Consider the following 19,921-nt stretch of genomic DNA (forward strand, 5'->3'; position numbering starts at 1 on the left):
CGGGATCCCGGATCTGCGGAGCGGCATTTCGGACGATGCTGCGCATCGTCGCTCGCGCCGCACCGCGTCCGGGACACGCTGCGCTAGTTCGCCTTCTTGCCCAACCCGATCCCCTCGATGACCTTGCGCTCGGACGCAGTCACCTCGACCACGAACTTCTTGTAGTCCTCGGTGTTCTTGTAGTTCGGAACCATGTCGTATTTGGCCAGCGTGGCGATCACCGCCGGGTCCTCGATCGCTTTCTTGAAGGCATCATGCAGCTTCGCGACGATCTTCGGGTCCATGCCCTTGGGACCGGCGATGCCGAACGGCGAATCATAGACCATGGGATAGCCGAGCTCCTTCAGCGTCGGCACGTCGGGAAAGTTCGGCGAGCGCTTGTCGGTCCACACCATCAGCAGACGCAGCTTGCCAGCATCGACCAGCGGCCGCCAGCCGGTGGAATCGGCCTGCAGCATGGTATGATTGCCGAGCACGGCGGCGTTGGTTTCGGCGCCGCCCTTGAACGGCACCTGGGTCAGCTTGATGCCGGCCAGCGCCGAGATCTGCTCCATGCCCACATGCAGCGAGGTGCCGGTGCCCGGCGTTGCATAGGTCACCTTGCCGGGATTGACCTTGGCGAAATCGACCACGTCCTTCCAGGTCTTGAACTGCGATTCCGAATTGGTGGTGACGCCGAACGTGTAGCCGGTGAGATGGATGATGTAGCTGAAATCCTTTTCCGGATTCCACGACACTTCCTGCATCAGGGGCAGCCGGAACACGGTGATCGGAATCTGCGAGATGGTGTAACCGTCCGGCTTCGACGCCGCCGCCATGGTCGCCGGACCGACCGTGCCGCCGCCGCCGCCCTTGTTGTCGACCGCGATCGGCTGCCCGAGATGTTTCGACGCGGCATCGGCAATCGCACGCATCGAGATGTCGGTCGAGCCGCCGGCCGGCCATGGCACGATCAAGGTGATCGGCTTGGTCGGATAGTCCTGCGCCATGGCGCTGGCGCCCATGAGCGCGGTGACAACGGCGAGTGCGCCCGCAAGGCGATTGCGCTGCAACATCATATCTCTCCCCTGCGAGCCCGGACCTGCGTTGTTAACTTGCGAGTCGCTTCCGCGACAATCAACGACTATTTTGCGGGGCATCACAATGCGCTGCAATGCACGTGCGACATTACGTCCGTTGGCGCAGCCAATGAACGGCCGAATATTCCGCCGACAAAAATATTCCGAGCGATGTCGGATCGGCGCCGGCCCGTCCGTCCTGTGATCATCGCCACCCAAGAGGACATCGCAATGCCCCAGATGATTTTCGTCAACCTTCCCGTCACCGACCTGCCCCGTGCCACCGCCTTTTACGAGTCGATCGGCGCCAGGAAGAACGACATGTTCTGCGACGACACCGCGTCCTGCATGGTGTTCTCCGACACCATTTTCGCGATGTTGCTGACGCACGAGAAATTCAAGCAGTTCACGACGAAGACAATCGTCGACGCGAAGACCTCCAGCGAGGTCCTGATCTGCCTTTCCGCAGACAGCCGCGACGCCGTTGATGCGCTGGTCGGCAAGGCGAAGAATGCCGGCGGCACGATCGATCCGAGCCCGCAGCAGGACTACGGGTTCATGTATGGCCGCAGCTTCGAGGATCCGGACGGCCACATCTGGGAGGTGGTGTGGATGGACATGGCTGCGGCAAGCGCGGCGCAACCCGCCGCTGCCAACGCCTGACAGAGAGATCGGAGAATAACGATGTCAAAGATCGCGCCCTGCCTGTGGTTCGCCCGCGAGGCCGAAGAGGCCGCAAACTTCTATGTCTCGCTGTTGCCGGATTCGCGGGTCGACCGGGTCCAGCGCAGCCCCATCGACAACCCCTCCGGCAAGGCGGGAGACGTGCTGGTGGTCGCCTTCACCCTCGCGGGGCAGAGCTTCATCGGGCTCAACGGCGGCAAGGCGGTGCCCTACACCAACGCCGTGTCGTTCACCATCAATTGCGACGATCAGACCGAGGTCGACCGTCTCTGGGACGCGCTGATCGCCGACGGTGGCAGGCCGGTGCAATGCGGCTGGCTGAACGACCGCTGGGGCGTTCCGTGGCAGATCGTGCCGAAAGGCTTCACCGAAATGCTCGCCGACAGCAACGGCGAGGGCGCCAAGCGCGCCATGGCAGCAATGATGGGCATGGTCAAGCTCGACCTGGCGGCGCTGAAAAAGGCCTATGACGGCGGCTAGACGCCCGGCTTAAGTGCCTGATCGGGCGGCAATACCGACCCGGCCGCGAAATCGGCGGCCGGGCGGCCGGAACGTCGATTTCCGGTCCGGCTTTGCTTGACATCGAGTCGTCCGACTTCTTATATGCCGCGCGTTCGCAAGGGTGGTTTGAACCCCTGCAGACACCGTGGCGAGGTAGCTCAGCTGGTTAGAGCACGGGAATCATAATCCTGGGGTCGGGGGTTCGAGTCCCTCTCTCGCTACCAAATATCTCAGCATATTCAATGATTTGCTAAAATACCTTTCAGGCTGGCACGCGTGTCGGTCGCCGCTATGCTCTAGCTTCACCTGTGGTTGCCGCGACGATTCCGCTCTGTCATTTTCGGCTGCTCAGATCCTCTATGAGCATAACAACACTGAAAAAGACCAACGAGCGCCGAGATCTAGGGCCTGTCGTCATGTAGAGGATTAGCAAACAGCAAAAAAGCATGGTTCGTGGGTAGACGCGCATTTTCTCCGTCACAACCTTGCTCAGGGACGGACGGCACTCTGTTGCGTTACTTGCAGCGCAGCGTGGACCACATAGCGCAGCGGACCCGGTGTGATCGCATCGAGAGGCCAGCAGGTCGACAGCGCCAGGTGATATCCGTCGGCTTGAGCATCGATACCGGAGCCGTCGAACGGCACCACCGACGTTCCAGTGACGCGATAGCGAAACGTGCGGCCGTCACGGCGGGTGACGTCGATGTCGTCGCCGACGATGAGGTCACCGAGAAAACGAAAATGCGTATCGCGATGCGCGGCATACACCGCGACACCGGACTCGCCGGCGTCGGGCGTGTTCTCGACATGGCCGGGGCCGAAGGCGAGCGCCTGTCCGCTGCTGCCGGCGAGCACGATGACGCTGGCGCGCAGCCGCTTCACGTCGATACGCGCCACTGGCCAAGTGTCCGCCCAGGACCACGGCTTGACGTCCTGGCCACGCGCGAGCGTCTCCGTGAACGCCCGCTCCAGCAGGGCCTGCGCGACTAGTGCCTTGGCATGGATGTAAGCCCCCTGGCCAAACAGGATGAGCCCGAGTGCGAAGGCAATCATGACGCGCGACATGGCGTGATCCTTGAGAAAGGTGCGCGCGGTCCGGAGACCGCGCGCACCGCGGAGGGAGGCGCGCGACATCAGGTGGGGGATACCTGACGTCGGTTCAGGGCCAGCAGCATCAGGCAGAAGGCGATTAACGCCGCGCCGATGATCATTTTCAGTTCGGCATCGGTCGCGGTCCTGGGCAGCGTCACAGTGCTGGGAGAAGGCGTCACGACGGGCTGCGGACGCTTGGCTTCCGCGAACTGCGTCTTGCCGCCGTCCGTTTCGACGCGGCGTTCGCTTGGGGCCCGGAGCGGCTGCGGTTTCTCGCCGAACAGTTTGGCGTAATCCCAGCCCGCCGGCAGGTTGAGCGGCAGTTGCGCCAGTTTCAGCGGCTCGCCGTCGGGACGGCTCGGCGTCTGGTCGACGGCGATCAGACTGGTCAGCCGGGTCACCAGTTGATGCTCCAGTGCGAGCTTCAGGATGACGGCGTCGGCGTCGGCGGGCTTGATCTTCTGCAGCGTGCGGGCGACTTCGGCGTCGTCGATCATGCGGCGGGCCCAGAGCTTCGACAGGCCGTTGCCTTCGGCAGCCCCGGCCAGCGGCAGCGTGACGGTCCAGGGACGGTCGCCGACGCGGCCCTTGATCTGCACCGAGCCGGCGAGCTTGTTCAGCCTGGCGGCGAGAACCAGCGGCTCGCCGCGATAGAGATCCGGAATGATGGCCGGCGTGATGTCCGCCGTGGCTTCCGAAAACGTCGCGCTGAGCCCGGTGACAACGGGATTTTCGAGCTTGCCGAACAGGTCGCGCATGCGCTCCTCGACCTCCGCCACCGACCCGATATGGGTGAAGGTGCCGCGGCCGAGCTCGGCGGCGCGCGTCATCAGATAGGTGTTGGGTGCCGAGCCGATGCCGACCATGAACACCCGGGAGCGGCCGCGCATCGCGGTGATCGTGTCAAATAGCTGCTGTTCGTTGCCAATCGCGCCGTCGGTCAGGAACACCACCTGACGCAGCATGTTCGGCGCGTCGCCGGCTTCATCGGTCAGCGCGGCGCGCATCGCCGGAACCATTTCCGTGCCGCCGGCCGCCTGCAAGCGACCGACGAAGGCGGTGGCGTCGCCGACATGCGCGCTGTCGGCCGGGACCGGGGCGGGAAACAGCACGTCCATGGTGTGGTCGAAGCGGATCACGTTGAAACGGTCGGTCGGCTGCAGGCGGCCGAGCGCGTAGATCAGGCTGGCCTTGGCCTGCGTGATCGAGGTGCCACCCATCGATCCGGAATTGTCGATCACGAAGATCACTTCGCGCGGCATCGGCTTCTGCTCGGCCTGTTCGACCGGCGGCGTGACGAACGCCAGCAGATAGTCGGCATCCGCGACATGCTCGCGAAACAGTCCAACCGATGGCGTCTTTCCGGCTGCGGGCGTCCACGTCAGTTCGAAATCGCGGTCGGCGGGCACCAGACCATCGGCCAGCGTGATCAGACGGGTGGCACCGTCAGGGCTTTCGATATTGACGCGATGATACCGGCTCTTCACCTCGCCGAGCGGGAAGCCGGCCTGCAGATGCACCGTGATGGTGGTCGGATTGACCGGCGCATTTTGCGCGGGATCCAGCACCGGCGCCGTGATGCTGTTGCGATCGGGCACCGGATCGTTGCTGCTGCTGCCCCAGCCGCCGCCGTCGGCGCGCAGGTCGACGCTTTGCACGATCGGTGCAGGGTTGTAGCGCGGACCGACGACCAGCGGGATGCGCAGTGAGAATTCGGAACCGGACTGATGCACCGGCTCCTGGTATTCGATCTGCACCAGCACGGTTTCACCGGGGCCGATATTGGCGACGGCATTGGTGAACATGTTGGGACGCTGCTGCTCGGTGAGCGCTGCTTTCCGTCCGGCCTGTTTGGCCTGTTCGTAGACGATGCGGGCCTGCTGGCGTTCCTTGATGTCGCCGATGATGACGCGGTCGCCAATCACCATATTGAGCGTATCGACGGCGCCGCCTTGCGGCAGCGGATAGAGGTAGGTCGCTTCCACCCAATCCCTGGTCGGATTGCGAAATGTCTGGGTGATGCGGGACCGGATGGTCGGACCCGAGACTGTGACGTCGACATCGAGACCGAGCCGGGCCGCCTCGATGGTGCCGTCGTCCGTCTTGATCAGCAGCGAACCGGAACGGGCGTCGTCGGGCTGCGCCATCGGCGTGGCAGGCGTCTCGGCCGACCATGCCGGTACGTGATCGAACAGCAGCAGGCCGATACCGAGTAGCACGGCGCTCGCGGTCGCCAGCACGGTCAGCAGAATGCGCTCGACAAAATCCGGGAGGCCGGTGACGCCCGGCTCCGTGGGTTCGGCATCGTGGTGGAGATCGAGGGTGGTCATGGCGTGCGCTCCCGAAGGCATTTCCGATGCCCAATCTGTGCGGGAGTCATCGTTGTCGGACGAGCGTGATGATCGGCCTAGTTCTGCCATCGGCCGCCCGAACGTGCCGCTGCCGCGGCGGATTTGTCCGGTTTTGTGCTGGATTGTGCGTCTGCTAGAGTCGGCGTCCGAGATAGGGGTGACGATGCAGATGCCGGACAAACAGCTCTCAGACGAGCAGAGCAGGGAGATTGCCGCGACCGTTCGCGAAGAACTGGCGCGGCGTCGTATCTCGCGGCAGGCACTCGCCGAACAGGCCAAGCTCAGCATCTCCACCCTCGAGAAAGCGCTCGGCGGCAGTCGCCCGTTCACCCTTGCCACCACCGTGCGGCTTGAACAGGCGCTCGGCGTCTCGCTGCGCAAGGGCGCCGATGCGCCGGTGGCCGTGCCGGGCAACGGCCATGGCGATATCGCGCCGGATCACCTCGGCGCCTATTCGCGGCGCTCGATGCTGTGGATGGAGGGCGCTTACGTCACCCTGCGTCCGTCGTTCGGCGACAAGGACGCGATCTTCGCTTATCGTACGGAGATTGCCTGGGATGCCATCAATTCTCATTTTGAATTTCGCGAAGCCGATCGCGAGGATGCTGCCTACACCCAGTATGGCGAGGTCTCGGTGCCGAACCAGTCCGGTCATATCTATCTGATCACCAACCGGCACGGTCAGGTGCGCCTGATCACCATCTCACGGCCAACCATCGCCGGCGAGATGTACGGCATCATCACCACATTGCTGGCGGGCAGAGGCTCACTGCTGACGCCGATTGCGGCGCCGATTGCCTATGTGCCGATGGCCCGGATCGCATCTCCGACCTTTGGGCGCGTGCTGGCTGGGGATGCCAATTACCAACTCTATAAATCGCATCTGCAGAAGATTACCGACGAGCCGTTCGCGGTGTTCTTGCCGGGCTGAATGCGGACGAGCTCCGCAGTCGAAAGGTGGCGTTAGTCAGCCAGACTATAATCATCGCCATTTCGCCTGCCTTGTCGGCCAGCGCGCCCCACAGCGCGCAAAATATCTCACGGCGCGCCCTATACCCCGGAACACAGGCATCATAATCTTGGTGTCGGGGCTCGAGTCCCTCTCCTCGCTACCAATCATTTCAAAGACTTGTGGTGCACTTCCGGGCCCGAGACGATCGCGCCGCCGGAGAGCCACTACTGCCTTCCCTGCTTTGCAAGACTGCATCCAAGGCTTCTTGCAGCCTATGCTGGAATTGTCGCCGATCGACGGTTTGCGCATCGCGCGACCGCTCTGATGCAGTCCAGCTTGTCCTCGGAGCGTGCACAACCGCCGCTCCGCGGAACAGGATTGGGATGCCCCGATGACGATCAGGCGGTGGCGTAGCGGCTGATCGCCAGCGCCTTGACGTCAATCTCGGGCTCCTTGCCGGCGATCTGGTCGGCGAGGACGCGCGCGGTCCCGCAGGCCATGGTCCAGCCCAGCGTGCCGTGGCCGGTATTGAGGTGGAGATTGGCCAGATGCGTTGGCCCCACGATGGGCGGGCCGTCGGGCGTCATCGGCCGCAGTCCGCTCCAGAACGTGGACTGTGAGAGATCGCCGGCCTGGGGAAACAGGTCGGTGAATGACTTGTCGAGCGGCCGCCGTCGCGCCAGCGGTTGCGTCGGATTGTAATCGCCGACCTCGGCAGTGCCACCCACACGAATGCGATCGCCCAGGCGCGTGATGGCCACCTTGTAGCTTTCGTCCATGATCGTCGATTGCGGCGCGACGGATGCATCGCCGATGGGAACGGTGATGGAGTAGCCCTTCACCGGATACACCGGCGCCTTGATGCCGAGCGGCCTGAGCAACATCGGTGAGAAGCTGCCCATGGCCATCACATAGCGATCGGCAGAGAACACGCCCTTGTCGGTGGCGACGTGCACGATGCGGTCGCCTTCGACGTTCAGCGCCGAAATGGTCGTGCCGTAGACGAAGCGAACACCGAGTCCGGCCGCGATCTTCTCCAGCCGTTGCGTGAACAGATGGCAGTCGCCGGTTTCGTCGTCGGGCAGACGCAGCCCGCCCACGAACCTGTGCTGGACCGCAGCAAGGCCGGGCTCGACGCGCACGCAGCCGGCGCGATCGAGCACCTCGTAGGGCACGTTGTACTGCTTGAGAACATCGATATCGCCGCCGGTGGCATCGAGCTGCGACTGCTTGCGGAACAGCTGAAGCGTGCCCTGGCTGCGCTCGTCATAGGCGATGCCGGTTTCGGCGCGCAGCTCCCGCAGCAGATCGCGGCTGTATTCGGCGACACCGACCATGCGCGACTTGTTGAGCGCGTAGCGTGCCGATGTGCAATTGCGGAGCATCTGCAGCATCCAGCGCCACATGGCGGGATCGGCCTGCGGCCGGACCACAAGCGGGCCGTAGCGATCGAACATCCAGCCGATAGCCTTGGCCGGCACGCTTGGACCCGCCCATGGCGACGCGTAGCCTGGCGAAACTTCTCCGGCGTTGCCGAAGCTGGTTTCCAGGCCGGGGCCGGGCTGGCGATCCAGCACTGTGACCTCGAAGCCGGCCTTTGCCAGATAATACGACGTGGTGACGCCGATCACGCCGGCGCCGAGAACCAGAACCTTCATTGCAATACGTCTCCAGATGGACCAGCCGGCCGCTTGTCTTTGTCGTCGATGTAAATTCGTTGATAACGCTGGCCGAGACCGGTCAGGATTTCGTAGCCGATCGTGCCGGCCGCCAAGGCGAGATCGTCGATCGATTGATGATGACCGATCACTTCGATCTCGGAGCCTCGCGTCAGCGCATCAGGTGGCAGGTCGCCGAGATCGACCGTCAGCGAATCCATCGACACGCGCCCGGCGACGGGAAGTCGCCGCCCCCGGAAGTACAGCGCGCCGCCACGGCCCAGCGCACGGTGCAATCCGTCGGCATAGCCGATCGCCAGCGTCGCCAGCCGCGTCGGCTGAGCAGCGCGAAAGTCCCAGCCGTAGCCCACATGGGCGTCAATGCCGACGTCACGGATCTGCACGACCCGCGCGGTCAATCCCACCACCGCTGCCATGGGATTGGACCGCATCGGCAACGGATTGATGCCGTAGAGTGCCGCACCTGGCCGGACCAGATGCTGGCGAAACGCAGGACCAAGAAAAATGCCGGACGAGTTCGCAAGCGACCGCTGCGCCTGCGGGAAATGCCGGACGATCGCTTCGAACTGCGCCAGCCGATGGGCATTCGCCGGATGCGCCGGCGTGTCCGCGCAGGCCAGATGGCTCATGACGAGCTGAACATCGATGCCCGCCGCTGCCGCGCCGCCGGCGGCGGTCCACTGTGCGACGTCGCCTGCCGACATGCCAAGCCGCGACATCCCGCTATCGACCTGGACTACGGAGCCCAATGCCCGGCCCAGCTTGCGCGCACAGGCGGACCATGCATCGACCTGCTCGCGGGAATTGAGCACCGGGACGAGGCCGACTGCGGCGCAGTCGCCCTCCCCGCCGACCGGCAGGCCGTTGAGGACATAGATCGCGGTGCGGGGCGGAAGGTACTGTCTCAGATCGAGGCCTTCATCGAGATGCGCGACGAAGAATGCTCTGCAGCCGGCCCGGTGCAGCGCCGGCGCGACGCGTCGGGCTCCAAGGCCATAGGCGTCGGCCTTGACGACGCCGGCGCAAACCACGTCGGGTCCAACCGTGTCGGCAAGCCGCCGATAATTGCTCCCGAGCGCCACCAGATCGACCGTCAGCGTGGCACTGGCGTGTTGCCCGAATTCTCTCACCGCTGCGTCAGCCAACAATCTGCCCCCTAGTCCGGAAACCGGGATCATTGTCGCATTTTGCCAGTGAGGCTTTACGCCGATTTTGGGGTTCGATAAGGTCAAATACGGCGAAATTCGGCGGAAACTGGTTCTTCATTAGTGAATTTACGAGGTATTGGCAGTGGCTGAGCAATTGGATTCGTTCGACCGCAAGATCCTGCGCGAGCTGGTCCAGGACGCCCGGATCAGCCAGCTCGTGCTGGCCGAACGTGTCGGGCTGTCGCCGACGGCCTGCACCCGGCGCGTCCATCAGATGGAGAAGCGGAACATCATCAAGGGCTATGCCGCAGACATCGACGCCGACGAACTCGGCTTCACCATGACCGTGCACGTTCACATCACGCTGGACCGGCAAAGCGAAGACGCCCTGTCCGCCTTCGAACGCGAGATCGCGAAATGTCCGGATGTCGTGTCGTGCTACCTGATGTCAGGCAATGACGACTATCTGGTCCACGTCCAGGCCCGCGACATGCAGGACTACGAGCGGATCCACAAACAGCATCTGTCGCGGATGCCCGGCGTCGCGCGGCTGCAATCCAGCTTTGCGATGCGCAGTATCGTCCGGCGCAGTATCTCACCTGCCGCGCTGAATGGCTGATCCGACGCCTTCGATCAGGCCGACACGCACTTACCAAAGTGTCTGCCGTGCCCGTTCCGGCCACGCCTTGTCGTAGTCCACGCCGCCGACGCGGTTGTCGCTCATCCCGGCAAGGATCTCGCCCGGCGTCGGCAGCGACGCCGGATCGACCCGACTGTCGGGATTCCACAGCGCGGAGCGCACGATCGCCCGCGCGCACTGGAAGTAGATCTCCTCCACCCGCATCACCACCACCGTGCGCGGCGCCTTACGGTCCACCTCGAACGACGCCAGCAGATCCGGATCCGCCGAGACGTGGGCATGGCCGTTGACGCGCAGCGTGGTGCCGGCGCCGGGAATCAGGAACAGCAGCGCCACCCGGGAATCCCTGACGATGTTGCGCAGCGAATCGACGCGATTGTTGCCGCGACGATCGGGCAGCATCAGGGTCCTGTCGTCATGCACCCGCACGAAGCCCGGCAGGTCGCCGCGCGGCGAGCAATCCAGCCCTTCCGGCCCCATGGTCGCCAGCGCGGCGAAGGGCGAGGCTTCGATCAGGCGGCGATAGGATGGCGTGACCCAGTCGGCGACCTTGGCGGTGGTGGCTTCGCCGATTTTGTCGAATGAACCGTAGATCTGCTCGAGCTGTTCGATCGTCGCGATCACCGTCATGTTGGATCTCCTGCCTCCAGACACCTGTCGCGCATCCGCGCCGAGGTCGTCATTCGCCCCTGATGATGCGGACCAGTTCGCCCGCATGGTCTTCCGCGCGGCCGACATTGTTGATGGTGAGATCGGGCACGAAGTTCCGCGTCACCTCGCGGCCAAGCCGCGCGGCCGGCGCGCCGTCGCTGCCACGGTTGCGCGCCGCCAGACGCGCCGCCAGAACATCCGCGGGCGCGGTGATCAGCACCACGACGACCTCGGCATAGGCAGCGCGCAAGGCATCGATCACCGTGCGCGAGACGTTGGCGACCACCGTGCGACCAGCCATGATGTCGTCATCGATGGCGCTGGACAGCGCGTAATGGTGACCGTGCGCCTCCCAGTGGATGGCGAACAATCCATCGGCGACTGCGCGCCGAAACGCGTCCGGCGTCGCCTGCGCATTGTCCTCGAACGCCGAGGCTTCGCGGGTCACCACACGTCGCGCGAACACGACCGTGTTGTCGGTGCGGCAGGCGGCGCGCGCGAGATCGATCAGCGTGTCCTTGCCGGCGCCGGAGGGCCCGACCACCAGTACCAGCCGGCCCGGCCCGATCTTCGCCGCGTCCGCTTCGGATATCGTGGCCGTGTCGGTCATGCGACCCGATGCCCTTCGCGCCAGACGCTGCGCACCACCGGAATGTCGCGCGCGACATGGACGCGGATCAGGTCGGCGCGCTTGCCCACGGCGATCTCGCCACGATCCGGCAGATCGACCGCCTCGGCAGGCCGCTTGGTGACGGTGCGAACCGCGGCGGCGAGATCAATGCCGGGCACGCGCACCGGCAACTGCAACGCGGCCATCAGCAGGCTGGATGGGATGTAGTCCGACGACAGGATGTCGAGCAGTCCCTCGCGTGCCAGATCCACCGCGGCGATGTTGCCGGAATGCGAGCCGTTGCGCACCACGTTCGGCGCGCCCATCAGGATGCCGATGCCGGCCTCGTGCAGGCCGCGCGCGGCCTCCAGCGTGGTCGGGAATTCTGCCACCGAGACACGGTCGCGGATCGCGTCGGCCACGTTCTCCTCGGTAGTGTCGTCATGGCTGGCCAGCGGGATGCTGTGGCTCTGCGCCAGTGCCACGATGTCGCGCAGATTGTCGGCGGCGTAGAGCCGCTGATATTCGAAGCGCTGGGCGAATAACTCGTCGAGCTCGGCGTCGGTCTTGCCTGCGCCTTTGCCGCGATAATAGGTGCGCAGCTTGGCTTCGTCGCGGAACTGGCGCTGGCCCGGCGTATGGTCCATCAGCGACATCAATCGCACGTCGGGGCGGCCGACCATCTCCTTGGCCTCATCGACCACGCTTGGCATCGGAATTTCGCAGCGCAGATGCAGGAAGTGATCTGCGCGCAGGATGCCGGCATCGCGCGCCGCAGAAATCGCATCCGCCAGCAGGCCGGCATGGCCATCGGCTTCCTCGGCTCCCTTCTCGCGCCACACCCGCAGCGAATCCAGCACGGTGGTGATGCCCGACGTCGCCAGTTGCGCATCATAGGAGACGACGGCGGCGACGGGATCCCAGAACACTTTCGGTCGCGGCACGAAATGCATTTCGAGATGGTCGGTGTGCAGTTCGATCAGGCCGGGCATGATCAGGTCGCCGCGCGCATCGTCGGCGCCAGCGGGCGCGTCGCCCTCGCCGAATTCGGCGATCTTGCCATCGGCGAAGGCAATCCAGCCCTGCTCGATGACGCGATCGGCGAGCACGATGCGGGCGTTGCCGATGACGGTCTCTGTCTGTGTCGTCTTCATGGTCTTCTTTCTCAGGCAGCGGCGAACGATGTCACATCGACCAGCCGGTCGGCAATCAATTGGCGGACGTCGTCGTCATGGACGATGGCGACCATGGCGACGCCGGCGCGTTTCTTCTCGGCGACCAGTTCGACCACGACGGCCCGGTTGGCGGCGTCCAGCGACGCCGTCGGCTCGTCGAGCAGCAGGATCGGCAGGTCGGAGATGAAGCCGCGCGCGATGTTGACGCGCTGCTGCTCGCCGCCGGAGAAGGTCGAGGGCGGCAGCTTCCACAGCCGCTCGGGAATGTTGAGCCGCCGCAGCAGCGCGCCGGCTTTGGCCTGCGCCTCGTCGCGCGCCACGCCATTGGCGAGCAGCGGCTCGGCGACCACGTCGAGCGCAGCGACGCGCGGCACCGCGCGCAGGAACTGGCTGACATAACCGATGGTGTGGCGGCGCACGCCCAGGATCTGGCGCGGCTCGGCCGTGGCGATGTCGATGGATGCGCCCTGATGCTGCACGCCGATCACGCCGCCGTCGCAGCGATAGTTGCCGAAGATCATCTTCAGGATCGACGACTTTCCGGCGCCGGACGGGCCAGACAGCACCACGCATTCGCCGGCCGAGACATGAAACGACACGCCACGCACCACCGGCAGGCGAATGCCGTCCTGCAGGTGCATCACAAAGGTCTTTTCGGCGTTGCGGATATCGATCATCGGAATCATCTGGACCTCACGCCGGCAGGATCGAGGAAACGAGCAGTTGTGTATAGGGCTGATGCGGATCGTCGAGCACTTGGTCGGTCAGACCGGTCTCGATGACCCGTCCGCCCTGCATCACCATCACCCGGTGCGACAGCAGCCGCGCTACCGCGAGATCGTGGGTCACGACGATGGCGGCGAGGCCGAGTTCGCTGACCAGGGTGCGCATCATGTCCAGCAGGCGCGCCTGCACGGAGACGTCGAGTCCCCCGGTCGGCTCGTCCATGAACACCAGCCGCGGCTCGGTCACGAGGTTGCGGGCGATCTGCAGCCGCTGCCGCATGCCGCCGGAATAGGTTTTCGGCGCGTCGTCGATGCGGTCGGTGGAAATCTCCACGCGCTCCAGCCAGGATGCGGCCGTCTGCCGGATCTTGCCGTAATGGTTGTGACCGACCGCCATCAGCCGTTCGCCGACATTGGCGCCGGCGGAGACGCCCATGCGCAGGCCCATGGCCGCATCCTGATGCACGAAACCCCAGTCGGTGCGGAACAGGAAGCGACGTTCGGCCTCGCCGAGCGCCGCGAGATCGCGCAGCACGCCGTCGCGCATGCGGTACGACACGCTGCCGGCATTGGGCGCCATCTGCGCCGACAGGAGTTGCAGCAGCGTCGACTTGCCCGAGCCGGACTCGCCGACGATCGCCAGCACTTCGCCCGGATACAGCGAAAACGACACGTCGCGGCAGGCCTGCAGCCGGCCGAAGGATTTGGACAGGCCGTCGGCGACCAGCAGCGTCTGGTCGTCGTCGCGCGGCGGCTTGGCGATCTCAAACATGGGCTTTCTCCCCGGGCAGATCCGCATTCTCGCTGCCGCGATGGCCTTCGGCTTGGCGGGTCTCGCAGAAGTCGGTGTCGGAACAGACGAACATGCGGCCGCCCTTGTCGTCGGTGACGATCTCGTCGAGATAGGAATCGTCGGCGCCGCACAATGCGCAAGGCGCGTCGTGACGATAGCGCGTGAACGGATGGTCCTCGAAATCGAGCGACACCACCGAGGTATGCGGCGGGACGGCGTAGATGCGCTTCTCGCGGCCGGCGCCAAACAATTGCAGCGCCGGGCAGTTGTCCATCTTCGGGTTGTCGAATTTCGGCGTCGGCGACGGGTCCATCACATAACGCGCATTGACCTTGACCGGATAGGCATAGGCGGTGGCGATGTGACCGAAGCGCGCGATGTCCTCGTACAGCTTGACGTGCATCAGGCCGTATTCTTCCAGCGCGTGCATGCGCCGCGTCTCGGTCTCGCGCGGCTCGAGATAGCGCAGCGGCTCCGGAATCGGCACCTGATAGACCAGCACCTGTTTCTCATGCAGCGGCGCTTCCGGAATACGGTGCCGGGTCTGGATCACCGTCGCATCGATGGTGCTGGTGGTGGTCGCGACGCCCGCGGTCTTCTCGAAGAATTTTCGGATCGAGATCGCATTGGTGGTGTCGTCGGAGCCCTGGTCGATCACCTTGAGCCGGTCGTCCGGCCCGAGGATTGCCGCGGTCACCTGCACGCCGCCGGTGCCCCAGCCATAGGGCATCGGCATTTCGCGAGACGCGAACGGCACCTGATAGCCGGGGATGGCGATCGCCTTGAGGATGGCGCGGCGGATCATCCGCTTGGTCTGCTCGTCCAGATAGGCAAAATTGTATGTCGGCGCGTTCATTCCGCGGCCTCCTTCATGGCGTCTGGCGCGGCATTGGCCTGTTCGAATTCCTTGCGCAGCTTGCGCAGCAGGCCGAGTTCGGACTGGAAGTCGACGTAGTGCGGCAGCTTGAGATGTTCGACGAAGCCGGTGGCCTGCACATTGTCGGAATGCGACATCACGAATTCCTCGTCCTGCGCCGGCGCGCCGACGTCCTCGCCGAGTTCGCGGGCGCGCAGCGCACGGTCCACCAGCGCCATCGACATGGTCTTGCGTTCGGACTGACCGAAGGCGAGGCCATAGCCGCGGGTGAAGCAAGGCGCCTGGGTATCGGAGCCCTTGAACTGGGTGACCATCTGGCATTCGGTCACGGTGATGGCACCGAGCGGCACCACGAAGCCGGCATCCTCCGCCATGAACTCGACCTCGACCTCGCCGAGCCGGATCTCGCCGACGAAGGGATGGTTGCGGCCATAGCCGCGCTGGGTGGAATAGCCCATGGCCAGCAGAAAACCCTCGTCGGCCCGCGCCAGATTCTGCAGCCGCAAATCGCGCTCGGCGGGAAACTTCAGGGCGTCTCGGGTGAGATCACCGACCGGCGCGTCCAGCTCGGCCTGCTGCGAGGCTTCGATCAATCCGTCGCGACCGAGGATGTCGGTCACCCGCGGCATGGCCACCGGCGCCTCGTCCGCGGCTGCCGGCGCTTCCGGCGCTTCCGGCGCGGCAGATGTGCCGAGCAGCGACGGATCGAGCAGGCGATGGGTGTAGTCGAAGGTCGGGCCGAGGATCTGGCCGCCGGGAATGTCCTTGAAGGTCGCCGAGACCCGCCGCCGCACCTGCATCTGCCCGGTGTCCACCGGCTCGCTGGCGCCGAAGCGCGGCAGCGTGGCGCGGAAGGCGCGCAGCAGGAAGATCGCCTCGATCATGTCGCCGCGCGCCTGCTTGATGGCCAGCGCCGCCAGCTCGCGATCATACAGCGAACCTTCGGTCATGACGCGATCGACGCCAAGGCTGAGCTGTTCGGAGATCTGGTCCAGCGACACTTCCGGCACATCACGATCGCCGCGGCGCTCATGGGCCAGCAGACGGTGTGCGTTCTCGATGGCGCGTTCGCCACCCTTGACGGCTACATACATGGTCAGCCCTCCTTCGCGACAAGGCGCGTGGTGCGCGGGATCGCGACGATGGCGTCGTCAGCCACCAGAATGAGGTCGACGCCGCGCGGAAACAGCGTGTGATTGACGGCCAGTTGCTCGAGCAAATCGGGAACGCCGATCGTCGCGCGGAGCAGCGTCGTGCCGTCGATGCCGGGACCGGACAGCTCGATGGCCGACCCATGCGTCAGGCTCTCCACCTGCACGATCAGCGTGGTCGAGCGATCGGGATATTCGCCACTGCCAAGCGCGAAGCAATCGAGCCCCTGCAACAGGGCGGGATTTCCAATCACGGCAAAATCCGCGATGCCGGAATCGGCGACCATCGGCGCGCTGCAATGAAACCTGATCCATTTGCCGGCGTCGGGGGCCGTCGCCATCGCGGCGTCGAGCCAGACCGGGGTATCCTGATCGAACAGCGTCAGCGCAATCGCCGCGGTCCCGCGCATCATCGGGCTGGGCACGCCGGAGGGTGCCGCGATGCGCTGCACGCTGCCGGGCCGCGCCATGGCGTCCATCACCGAGCGGAAGGTCGATTGCGCCGACAGAACCTTGTTGGCGAATCCCGCCGGCATTTCTGCAACCGTTGTCATGATCAGCTCTCCCCGCGTACCAGCGTGTAGAAATCGACCCGCGTCGCCGCGGTCTCGGCCGTCTTGCGACGACGCTCGGCATCGATCCGCGCGCGCAACGGCGCGAGAACCTGTGCCTCGATGGCCGCGGCATGGTCGGCCGTCTGGATCAGCGCGTCACACAGGGCAATCAGCCCTGCCTTGTCGCGATCCCGACCGAGCGTGTAGCCGATCCCGACCTCGCCGCTGGCGAGCCGCACCGCTGCGCGCGATACCGTGGCCTCGCCGAGATTGAAGGGGGCGCCGTCGCCGCCGGCACGGCCGCGCAACATCACCAGCCCGTTTTCCGGCTCGCGCAGGTTTTCATGGGCAGGGACGGCAATGCCGACCAGATGCCCGGCGATATCGTCGGCCGCGACGTGAGCGAGCACGGCCATGGCGGCCTGCCGCCGCGTCGTGAGATCGTCTGTGTCGGCGCTGGTCATGGGGTCCGATTGCCTGCGTGAAGTTGTCTATGTTAATAGACAACTTCATACGGAGATGCCATGACCTTTTCATGACATCTGCACTTTTTTCTGGCGTCGGACGCAGCGCTGCGTGTAGATCGCCAACATGAGCATGCAGGACACAGGCGTGGCGCTGTGGCGGCAGGTCGCCGACGGTATCGAGCGCGGCATCGCCGACGGCACCTACGCATCCGGCGACAAGCTGCCGGGCGAAACCGAAATCGCGGAGATTTACCGCGTCAACCGCCACACCGTGCGCCGCGCGCTGGCGACGCTGGCGGAACGCGGATTTGTGCGCGCCGAGCGCGGCAGCGGCACCTATGTGGAAGCGCCGAAGCTGACCTATCCGCTGCGTTCGCGCACGCGGTTTTCGGAGATCGTCGGCGCCGGCGGTCGCGAGCCGGACGGCCGGCTGATCGAATCCGGCACCGAACCGGCAACGCGGGACATCGCCAAACAGCTTCGCCTGAAGACCGGCGCGCCGCTGGTGCGGATCGAGGCGCTGCGGTTTGCCGACAAGACGCCGATCTGCATCGGCACCACCTGGTTTCCCGCCGACCGCTTTGCCGACGCCGCAGCGGTCTACGAGCGCCTGAACTCCACCACAAAATTACTGGCGCATTACGGCATCACGGACTACCGCCGGCTGTCGACCCGTATCACCGCGGCCATCGCCAATGCCACCGATGCGGCACGTCTCGACATCGCGCTGGGCCGCCCGGTGCTGATCGTCGACAGCACCGACGTTGGCATCGACGGCACACCGCTGAAGTTCTCACGCTCGCGCTTCGTCGCCGAGCGCGTCGAGTTCGTTGTGGAAAACGGGTAGTTCTATCTCGTGCCCCGGATGCTGCGCAACGCGTCGCACTTGCGACGTGGTGCGCTGCTGATCCGGGGCCTTGGTACACCTGAAGAAACCTGGATCCCGGATCTGCGCAGCGGCATGAAGAATGCCGCAGCGCGTCCGGGACACGCGACTGCCGTCACGCCACAGCCCGTCGCCCGATGATGGCGAAGCGCAGCCGGCTCGATATGAAGTCGATGGCAGCCACCGCCACCAGGATCATCAGGATCAGGAACGACACGTTCTGCCATTCCAGCGTGCGGATCTGCTCCGCCAGTTGCAAGCCGATGCCGCCGGCGCCGACGATGCCGATGATGGTCGCCGAGCGGGTATTGGATTCGATGAAGTACAGCACCTGGCCCGCGATCACCGGCAGCACCTGCGGCAGCAGACCGAAGCGGATCTCGTGCAGGGCATTGCCGCCGGAGGCACGGACGCCCTCGACCTGCTTTTTGTCGGCGCCCTCGATCGCCTCGGAGAACAGTTTGCCGAATGCGCCGAAGTCCGACACCGCAATCGCCAGCACCCCGGCGAACGGGCCGAGGCCCACGACATTGATCCAGACCAGCGCCCAGATCAGCGTATCGACGCCGCGGATCGTATCGAGGAAGCGACGGATCGGCGACCGGAAGATCGCCGACGGCACGATGTTGCGCGCCGCCAGCAGGCTGACCGGCAGAGCGAAGAGCGCCGCGAGGACCGTGCCGAGCAAGGCAATGGACAAGGTCTCACCCATCGCCGCCAGATAGGTCGGCAGCGACGATCCGGGATTGGGCGGGAACATCATCAGGGTGATCCAGACCAGCTGATGCAACCCCGCCAGCATTCGTGCCGGCGAGAATTCCAGCAGGTAGAGACCGACCACAAGCAGCGCCGCCGCCCCCAGCAGAAGCAGCGGCGCCGCGAGACGCGACGACAGCGGCCGGAAGAAGATCGCCGGATAGCGGGCGCGCAGGCCTGCCAGATCGGGATGGTCGTTGGGCTCGGATGACATGGTCATTTGCGCCCGTCCTGGCCGAACAATCGCTGGCGCGCCCAGCCGGTGCCGATATCGATGACGAAGACGGTGAGAATGATCAGCACCAGAATCGCGCTGACATCCGAATAGTAGAACTTGCGGATCGCGACGATGAGTTCCTGGCCGATGCCGCCGGCGCCGACAAACCCCATCACCGAGGCGCCGCGCACATTGATCTCGAAGCGCAGCAGCGAATAGCTGGCAAAGCCCGCGGTGACCTGCGGCAGCACGGCGAAGCGCATGCAGGCGACCCAGCCCCCGCCGGTCGCGCGCACGCCTTCCACCGGCTTCATGTCGATGTTCTCGACCATCTCGGAATATTGCTTGCCGAGCGCGCCGACGCAGTGGATCGCGATGGCCAGCACGCCGGCCATCGGACCGAGACCGAAGGCGATGACGAAGATCAGCGCGAACACGATATCCGGCACGGTGCGGCAGAATTCCATGAAGCGCCGCACCACGAAACGCAGCCAGACCGACGGCGAGGTATTCTCCGCCGCCACGAAGCTCAGCCCGAAACCGAGGATCGCACCGCTCAACGTCCCGACATAGCTGATCAGGATGGTTTCGCCGAGCAGCCACAGCCATTTGTTCCAGCCCCAGAACCATTCGGGGACGTCGGTCCACACCCGCGCGCCGCTTTCCAGCGTCAGAATGCGATCGAAATAGCTGACGAAGTTGCCGATATAGGTGAACAGCGTACGCAGATTGACTTCTGCACCGACGCTGGCCGCGAACAGCGCTGCTGCGAAGACGGCCGCGGCGACCGCCATACGCATCCGCTTGCGCGCCACCGCCTTGCGGTAGGCATCGTTCAAGGCAGCGAGCTGCGGGCCCGGCAGGATGGAAACGGCGGCGGACATGTCTGGCGGATCTCAGCGAATCTCAAAAAATATGGAGCCGGGTCAAAAGGACCCGGCTCCGTTCATATGC

Annotated in this window: 21 protein-coding genes and 1 tRNA gene; 6 read left to right on the forward strand and 16 right to left on the reverse strand. The window is 65.0% G+C overall.

Features of this window, described 5'->3' with window-relative positions; all coding sequences use genetic code 11:
• Positions 1–83: 83 nt before the first annotated feature.
• Positions 84–1,004, reverse strand: coding sequence for a tripartite tricarboxylate transporter substrate binding protein (locus tag ACUXVA_RS00575; RefSeq protein ID WP_413776495.1), 921 nt, complete (start codon positions 1,002–1,004; stop codon positions 84–86).
• A 285-nt stretch (positions 1,005–1,289) separates the two neighbouring features.
• On the opposite strand from ACUXVA_RS00575, the gene ACUXVA_RS00580 reads away from it, so the two are divergent.
• The 3 genes from ACUXVA_RS00580 (at position 1,290) to ACUXVA_RS00590 (ending at position 2,467) form a co-directional block, all read left to right on the forward strand.
• The gene (locus ACUXVA_RS00580) at positions 1,290–1,721 is read left to right on the forward strand and encodes a VOC family protein (RefSeq protein ID WP_265082050.1); all 432 of its coding nucleotides are present in this window, start codon (positions 1,290–1,292) and stop codon (positions 1,719–1,721) included.
• A 21-nt stretch (positions 1,722–1,742) separates the two neighbouring features.
• The gene (locus ACUXVA_RS00585) at positions 1,743–2,222 is read left to right on the forward strand and encodes a VOC family protein (protein ID WP_265082049.1); all 480 of its coding nucleotides are present in this window, start codon (positions 1,743–1,745) and stop codon (positions 2,220–2,222) included.
• Positions 2,223–2,390: 168 nt separating this feature from the next.
• Positions 2,391–2,467, forward strand: a tRNA-Met gene (locus ACUXVA_RS00590).
• Positions 2,468–2,732: 265 nt separating this feature from the next.
• Here ACUXVA_RS00590 and ACUXVA_RS00595 read toward each other — a convergent pair.
• Both ACUXVA_RS00595 and ACUXVA_RS00600 read right to left on the reverse strand, forming a co-directional pair.
• The gene (locus ACUXVA_RS00595) at positions 2,733–3,308 is read right to left on the reverse strand and encodes a class GN sortase (RefSeq protein ID WP_445490328.1); all 576 of its coding nucleotides are present in this window, start codon (positions 3,306–3,308) and stop codon (positions 2,733–2,735) included.
• Between the two features lie 68 nt (positions 3,309–3,376).
• A complete protein-coding gene (locus tag ACUXVA_RS00600; protein ID WP_445490330.1) occupies positions 3,377–5,665 on the reverse strand; it encodes a marine proteobacterial sortase target protein in 2,289 nt (762 codons plus the stop codon).
• 184 nt (positions 5,666–5,849) lie between these two features.
• Between ACUXVA_RS00600 and ACUXVA_RS00605 the strand changes: the two genes are divergently transcribed.
• The gene (locus ACUXVA_RS00605) at positions 5,850–6,617 is read left to right on the forward strand and encodes a helix-turn-helix domain-containing protein (protein ID WP_445490332.1); all 768 of its coding nucleotides are present in this window, start codon (positions 5,850–5,852) and stop codon (positions 6,615–6,617) included.
• Positions 6,618–7,036: 419 nt separating this feature from the next.
• Here the strand turns inward: ACUXVA_RS00605 and ACUXVA_RS00610 are convergent, their stop codons facing one another.
• A complete protein-coding gene (locus ACUXVA_RS00610; RefSeq protein WP_445490333.1) occupies positions 7,037–8,296 on the reverse strand; it encodes a D-amino acid dehydrogenase in 1,260 nt (419 codons plus the stop codon).
• A complete protein-coding gene (gene alr / locus ACUXVA_RS00615) occupies positions 8,293–9,462 on the reverse strand; it encodes an alanine racemase (protein ID WP_445490335.1) in 1,170 nt (389 codons plus the stop codon). The genes ACUXVA_RS00610 and alr overlap by 4 nt, the downstream gene beginning before the upstream one ends.
• A gap of 145 nt (positions 9,463–9,607) precedes the next feature.
• Here alr and ACUXVA_RS00620 point away from each other — a divergent pair, with 145 nt between their 5' ends.
• Positions 9,608–10,084 (forward strand): Lrp/AsnC family transcriptional regulator, encoded by a 477-nt coding sequence (locus ACUXVA_RS00620; RefSeq protein ID WP_445490337.1) that lies wholly within the window; start codon positions 9,608–9,610, stop codon positions 10,082–10,084.
• Positions 10,085–10,114: 30 nt separating this feature from the next.
• On the opposite strand, the gene ACUXVA_RS00625 is transcribed toward ACUXVA_RS00620, so the two are convergent.
• The 9 genes from ACUXVA_RS00625 to phnG are packed head-to-tail and all read right to left on the reverse strand — an operon-like array spanning position 10,115 to position 17,105.
• The gene (locus ACUXVA_RS00625) at positions 10,115–10,735 is read right to left on the reverse strand and encodes a pyridoxamine 5'-phosphate oxidase family protein (protein ID WP_445490339.1); all 621 of its coding nucleotides are present in this window, start codon (positions 10,733–10,735) and stop codon (positions 10,115–10,117) included.
• A 49-nt stretch (positions 10,736–10,784) separates the two neighbouring features.
• Positions 10,785–11,366, reverse strand: a complete 582-nt coding sequence (gene phnN / locus ACUXVA_RS00630) for a phosphonate metabolism protein/1,5-bisphosphokinase (PRPP-forming) PhnN (protein WP_445490341.1) — start codon at positions 11,364–11,366, stop codon at positions 10,785–10,787.
• Positions 11,363–12,520: an alpha-D-ribose 1-methylphosphonate 5-triphosphate diphosphatase gene (locus ACUXVA_RS00635; protein WP_445490343.1), complete on the reverse strand. Its 1,158-nt coding sequence runs from the start codon at positions 12,518–12,520 to the stop codon at positions 11,363–11,365. The genes phnN and ACUXVA_RS00635 overlap by 4 nt, the downstream gene beginning before the upstream one ends.
• An 11-nt stretch (positions 12,521–12,531) precedes the next feature.
• Positions 12,532–13,227 carry a phosphonate C-P lyase system protein PhnL gene (gene phnL, locus ACUXVA_RS00640; protein WP_445490345.1) on the reverse strand — a complete coding sequence of 232 codons (696 nt, stop codon included), beginning with the start codon at positions 13,225–13,227 and terminating at the stop codon, positions 12,532–12,534.
• Positions 13,228–13,234: 7 nt separating this feature from the next.
• On the reverse strand, positions 13,235–14,038 hold the full coding sequence (gene phnK / locus ACUXVA_RS00645; RefSeq protein WP_445490347.1) for a phosphonate C-P lyase system protein PhnK: 804 nt from the start codon (positions 14,036–14,038) through the stop codon (positions 13,235–13,237).
• Positions 14,031–14,915, reverse strand: coding sequence for an alpha-D-ribose 1-methylphosphonate 5-phosphate C-P-lyase PhnJ (locus ACUXVA_RS00650; RefSeq protein WP_445490349.1), 885 nt, complete (start codon positions 14,913–14,915; stop codon positions 14,031–14,033). The genes phnK and ACUXVA_RS00650 overlap by 8 nt, the downstream gene beginning before the upstream one ends.
• Positions 14,912–16,030, reverse strand: coding sequence for a carbon-phosphorus lyase complex subunit PhnI (locus ACUXVA_RS00655; RefSeq protein ID WP_445490351.1), 1,119 nt, complete (start codon positions 16,028–16,030; stop codon positions 14,912–14,914). Before ACUXVA_RS00655 ends, ACUXVA_RS00650 begins: the two co-directional genes overlap by 4 nt.
• Before the next feature lie 2 nt (positions 16,031–16,032).
• The gene (gene phnH, locus ACUXVA_RS00660) at positions 16,033–16,641 is read right to left on the reverse strand and encodes a phosphonate C-P lyase system protein PhnH (protein WP_445490353.1); all 609 of its coding nucleotides are present in this window, start codon (positions 16,639–16,641) and stop codon (positions 16,033–16,035) included.
• A gap of 2 nt (positions 16,642–16,643) precedes the next feature.
• A complete protein-coding gene (phnG, locus tag ACUXVA_RS00665) occupies positions 16,644–17,105 on the reverse strand; it encodes a phosphonate C-P lyase system protein PhnG (RefSeq protein ID WP_445490355.1) in 462 nt (153 codons plus the stop codon).
• Between the two features lie 127 nt (positions 17,106–17,232).
• Between phnG and phnF the strand changes: the two genes are divergently transcribed.
• A complete protein-coding gene (gene phnF, locus ACUXVA_RS00670; protein ID WP_445490357.1) occupies positions 17,233–17,955 on the forward strand; it encodes a phosphonate metabolism transcriptional regulator PhnF in 723 nt (240 codons plus the stop codon).
• A 154-nt stretch (positions 17,956–18,109) separates the two neighbouring features.
• Here phnF and phnE (ACUXVA_RS00675) read toward each other — a convergent pair whose 3' ends face one another.
• Complete coding sequence (phnE, locus tag ACUXVA_RS00675) at positions 18,110–18,964, reverse strand: phosphonate ABC transporter, permease protein PhnE (RefSeq protein WP_445493378.1); 855 nt, start codon at positions 18,962–18,964, stop codon at positions 18,110–18,112.
• A 2-nt stretch (positions 18,965–18,966) separates the two neighbouring features.
• A complete protein-coding gene (gene phnE, locus ACUXVA_RS00680; protein ID WP_445490359.1) occupies positions 18,967–19,851 on the reverse strand; it encodes a phosphonate ABC transporter, permease protein PhnE in 885 nt (294 codons plus the stop codon).
• Positions 19,852–19,921 lie beyond the last annotated feature (70 nt).

The sequence above is a fragment of the Rhodopseudomonas sp. RCAM05734 genome (assembly GCF_052658035.1).

Bases quoted from the DNA above. Each gene is read 5' to 3' on its own strand.
- ACUXVA_RS00650 (WP_445490349.1), bottom strand. From the start codon at position 14,915: ATGAACGCGCCGACATACAATTTTGCCTATCTGGACGAGCAGACCAAG.
- phnL (WP_445490345.1), bottom strand. From the start codon at position 13,227: ATGATTCCGATGATCGATATCCGCAACGCCGAAAAGACCTTTGTGATG.
- ACUXVA_RS00595 (WP_445490328.1), bottom strand. From the start codon at position 3,308: ATGTCGCGCGTCATGATTGCCTTCGCACTCGGGCTCATCCTGTTTGGC.
- phnE (WP_445493378.1), bottom strand. From the start codon at position 18,964: ATGTCATCCGAGCCCAACGACCATCCCGATCTGGCAGGCCTGCGCGCC.
- ACUXVA_RS00575 (WP_413776495.1), bottom strand. From the start codon at position 1,004: ATGGGCGCCAGCGCCATGGCGCAGGACTATCCGACCAAGCCGATCACC.
- phnG (WP_445490355.1), bottom strand. From the start codon at position 17,105: ATGACCAGCGCCGACACAGACGATCTCACGACGCGGCGGCAGGCCGCC.
- phnN (WP_445490341.1), bottom strand. From the start codon at position 11,366: ATGACCGACACGGCCACGATATCCGAAGCGGACGCGGCGAAGATCGGG.
- ACUXVA_RS00585 (WP_265082049.1), top strand. From the start codon at position 1,743: ATGTCAAAGATCGCGCCCTGCCTGTGGTTCGCCCGCGAGGCCGAAGAG.
- ACUXVA_RS00605 (WP_445490332.1), top strand. From the start codon at position 5,850: ATGCAGATGCCGGACAAACAGCTCTCAGACGAGCAGAGCAGGGAGATT.
- phnF (WP_445490357.1), top strand. From the start codon at position 17,233: ATGAGCATGCAGGACACAGGCGTGGCGCTGTGGCGGCAGGTCGCCGAC.
- ACUXVA_RS00655 (WP_445490351.1), bottom strand. From the start codon at position 16,030: ATGTATGTAGCCGTCAAGGGTGGCGAACGCGCCATCGAGAACGCACAC.
- ACUXVA_RS00635 (WP_445490343.1), bottom strand. From the start codon at position 12,520: ATGAAGACGACACAGACAGAGACCGTCATCGGCAACGCCCGCATCGTG.
- phnH (WP_445490353.1), bottom strand. From the start codon at position 16,641: ATGACAACGGTTGCAGAAATGCCGGCGGGATTCGCCAACAAGGTTCTG.
- ACUXVA_RS00580 (WP_265082050.1), top strand. From the start codon at position 1,290: ATGCCCCAGATGATTTTCGTCAACCTTCCCGTCACCGACCTGCCCCGT.
- phnK (WP_445490347.1), bottom strand. From the start codon at position 14,038: ATGTTTGAGATCGCCAAGCCGCCGCGCGACGACGACCAGACGCTGCTG.
- ACUXVA_RS00625 (WP_445490339.1), bottom strand. From the start codon at position 10,735: ATGACGGTGATCGCGACGATCGAACAGCTCGAGCAGATCTACGGTTCA.
- ACUXVA_RS00600 (WP_445490330.1), bottom strand. From the start codon at position 5,665: ATGACCACCCTCGATCTCCACCACGATGCCGAACCCACGGAGCCGGGC.
- phnE (WP_445490359.1), bottom strand. From the start codon at position 19,851: ATGTCCGCCGCCGTTTCCATCCTGCCGGGCCCGCAGCTCGCTGCCTTG.
- ACUXVA_RS00610 (WP_445490333.1), bottom strand. From the start codon at position 8,296: ATGAAGGTTCTGGTTCTCGGCGCCGGCGTGATCGGCGTCACCACGTCG.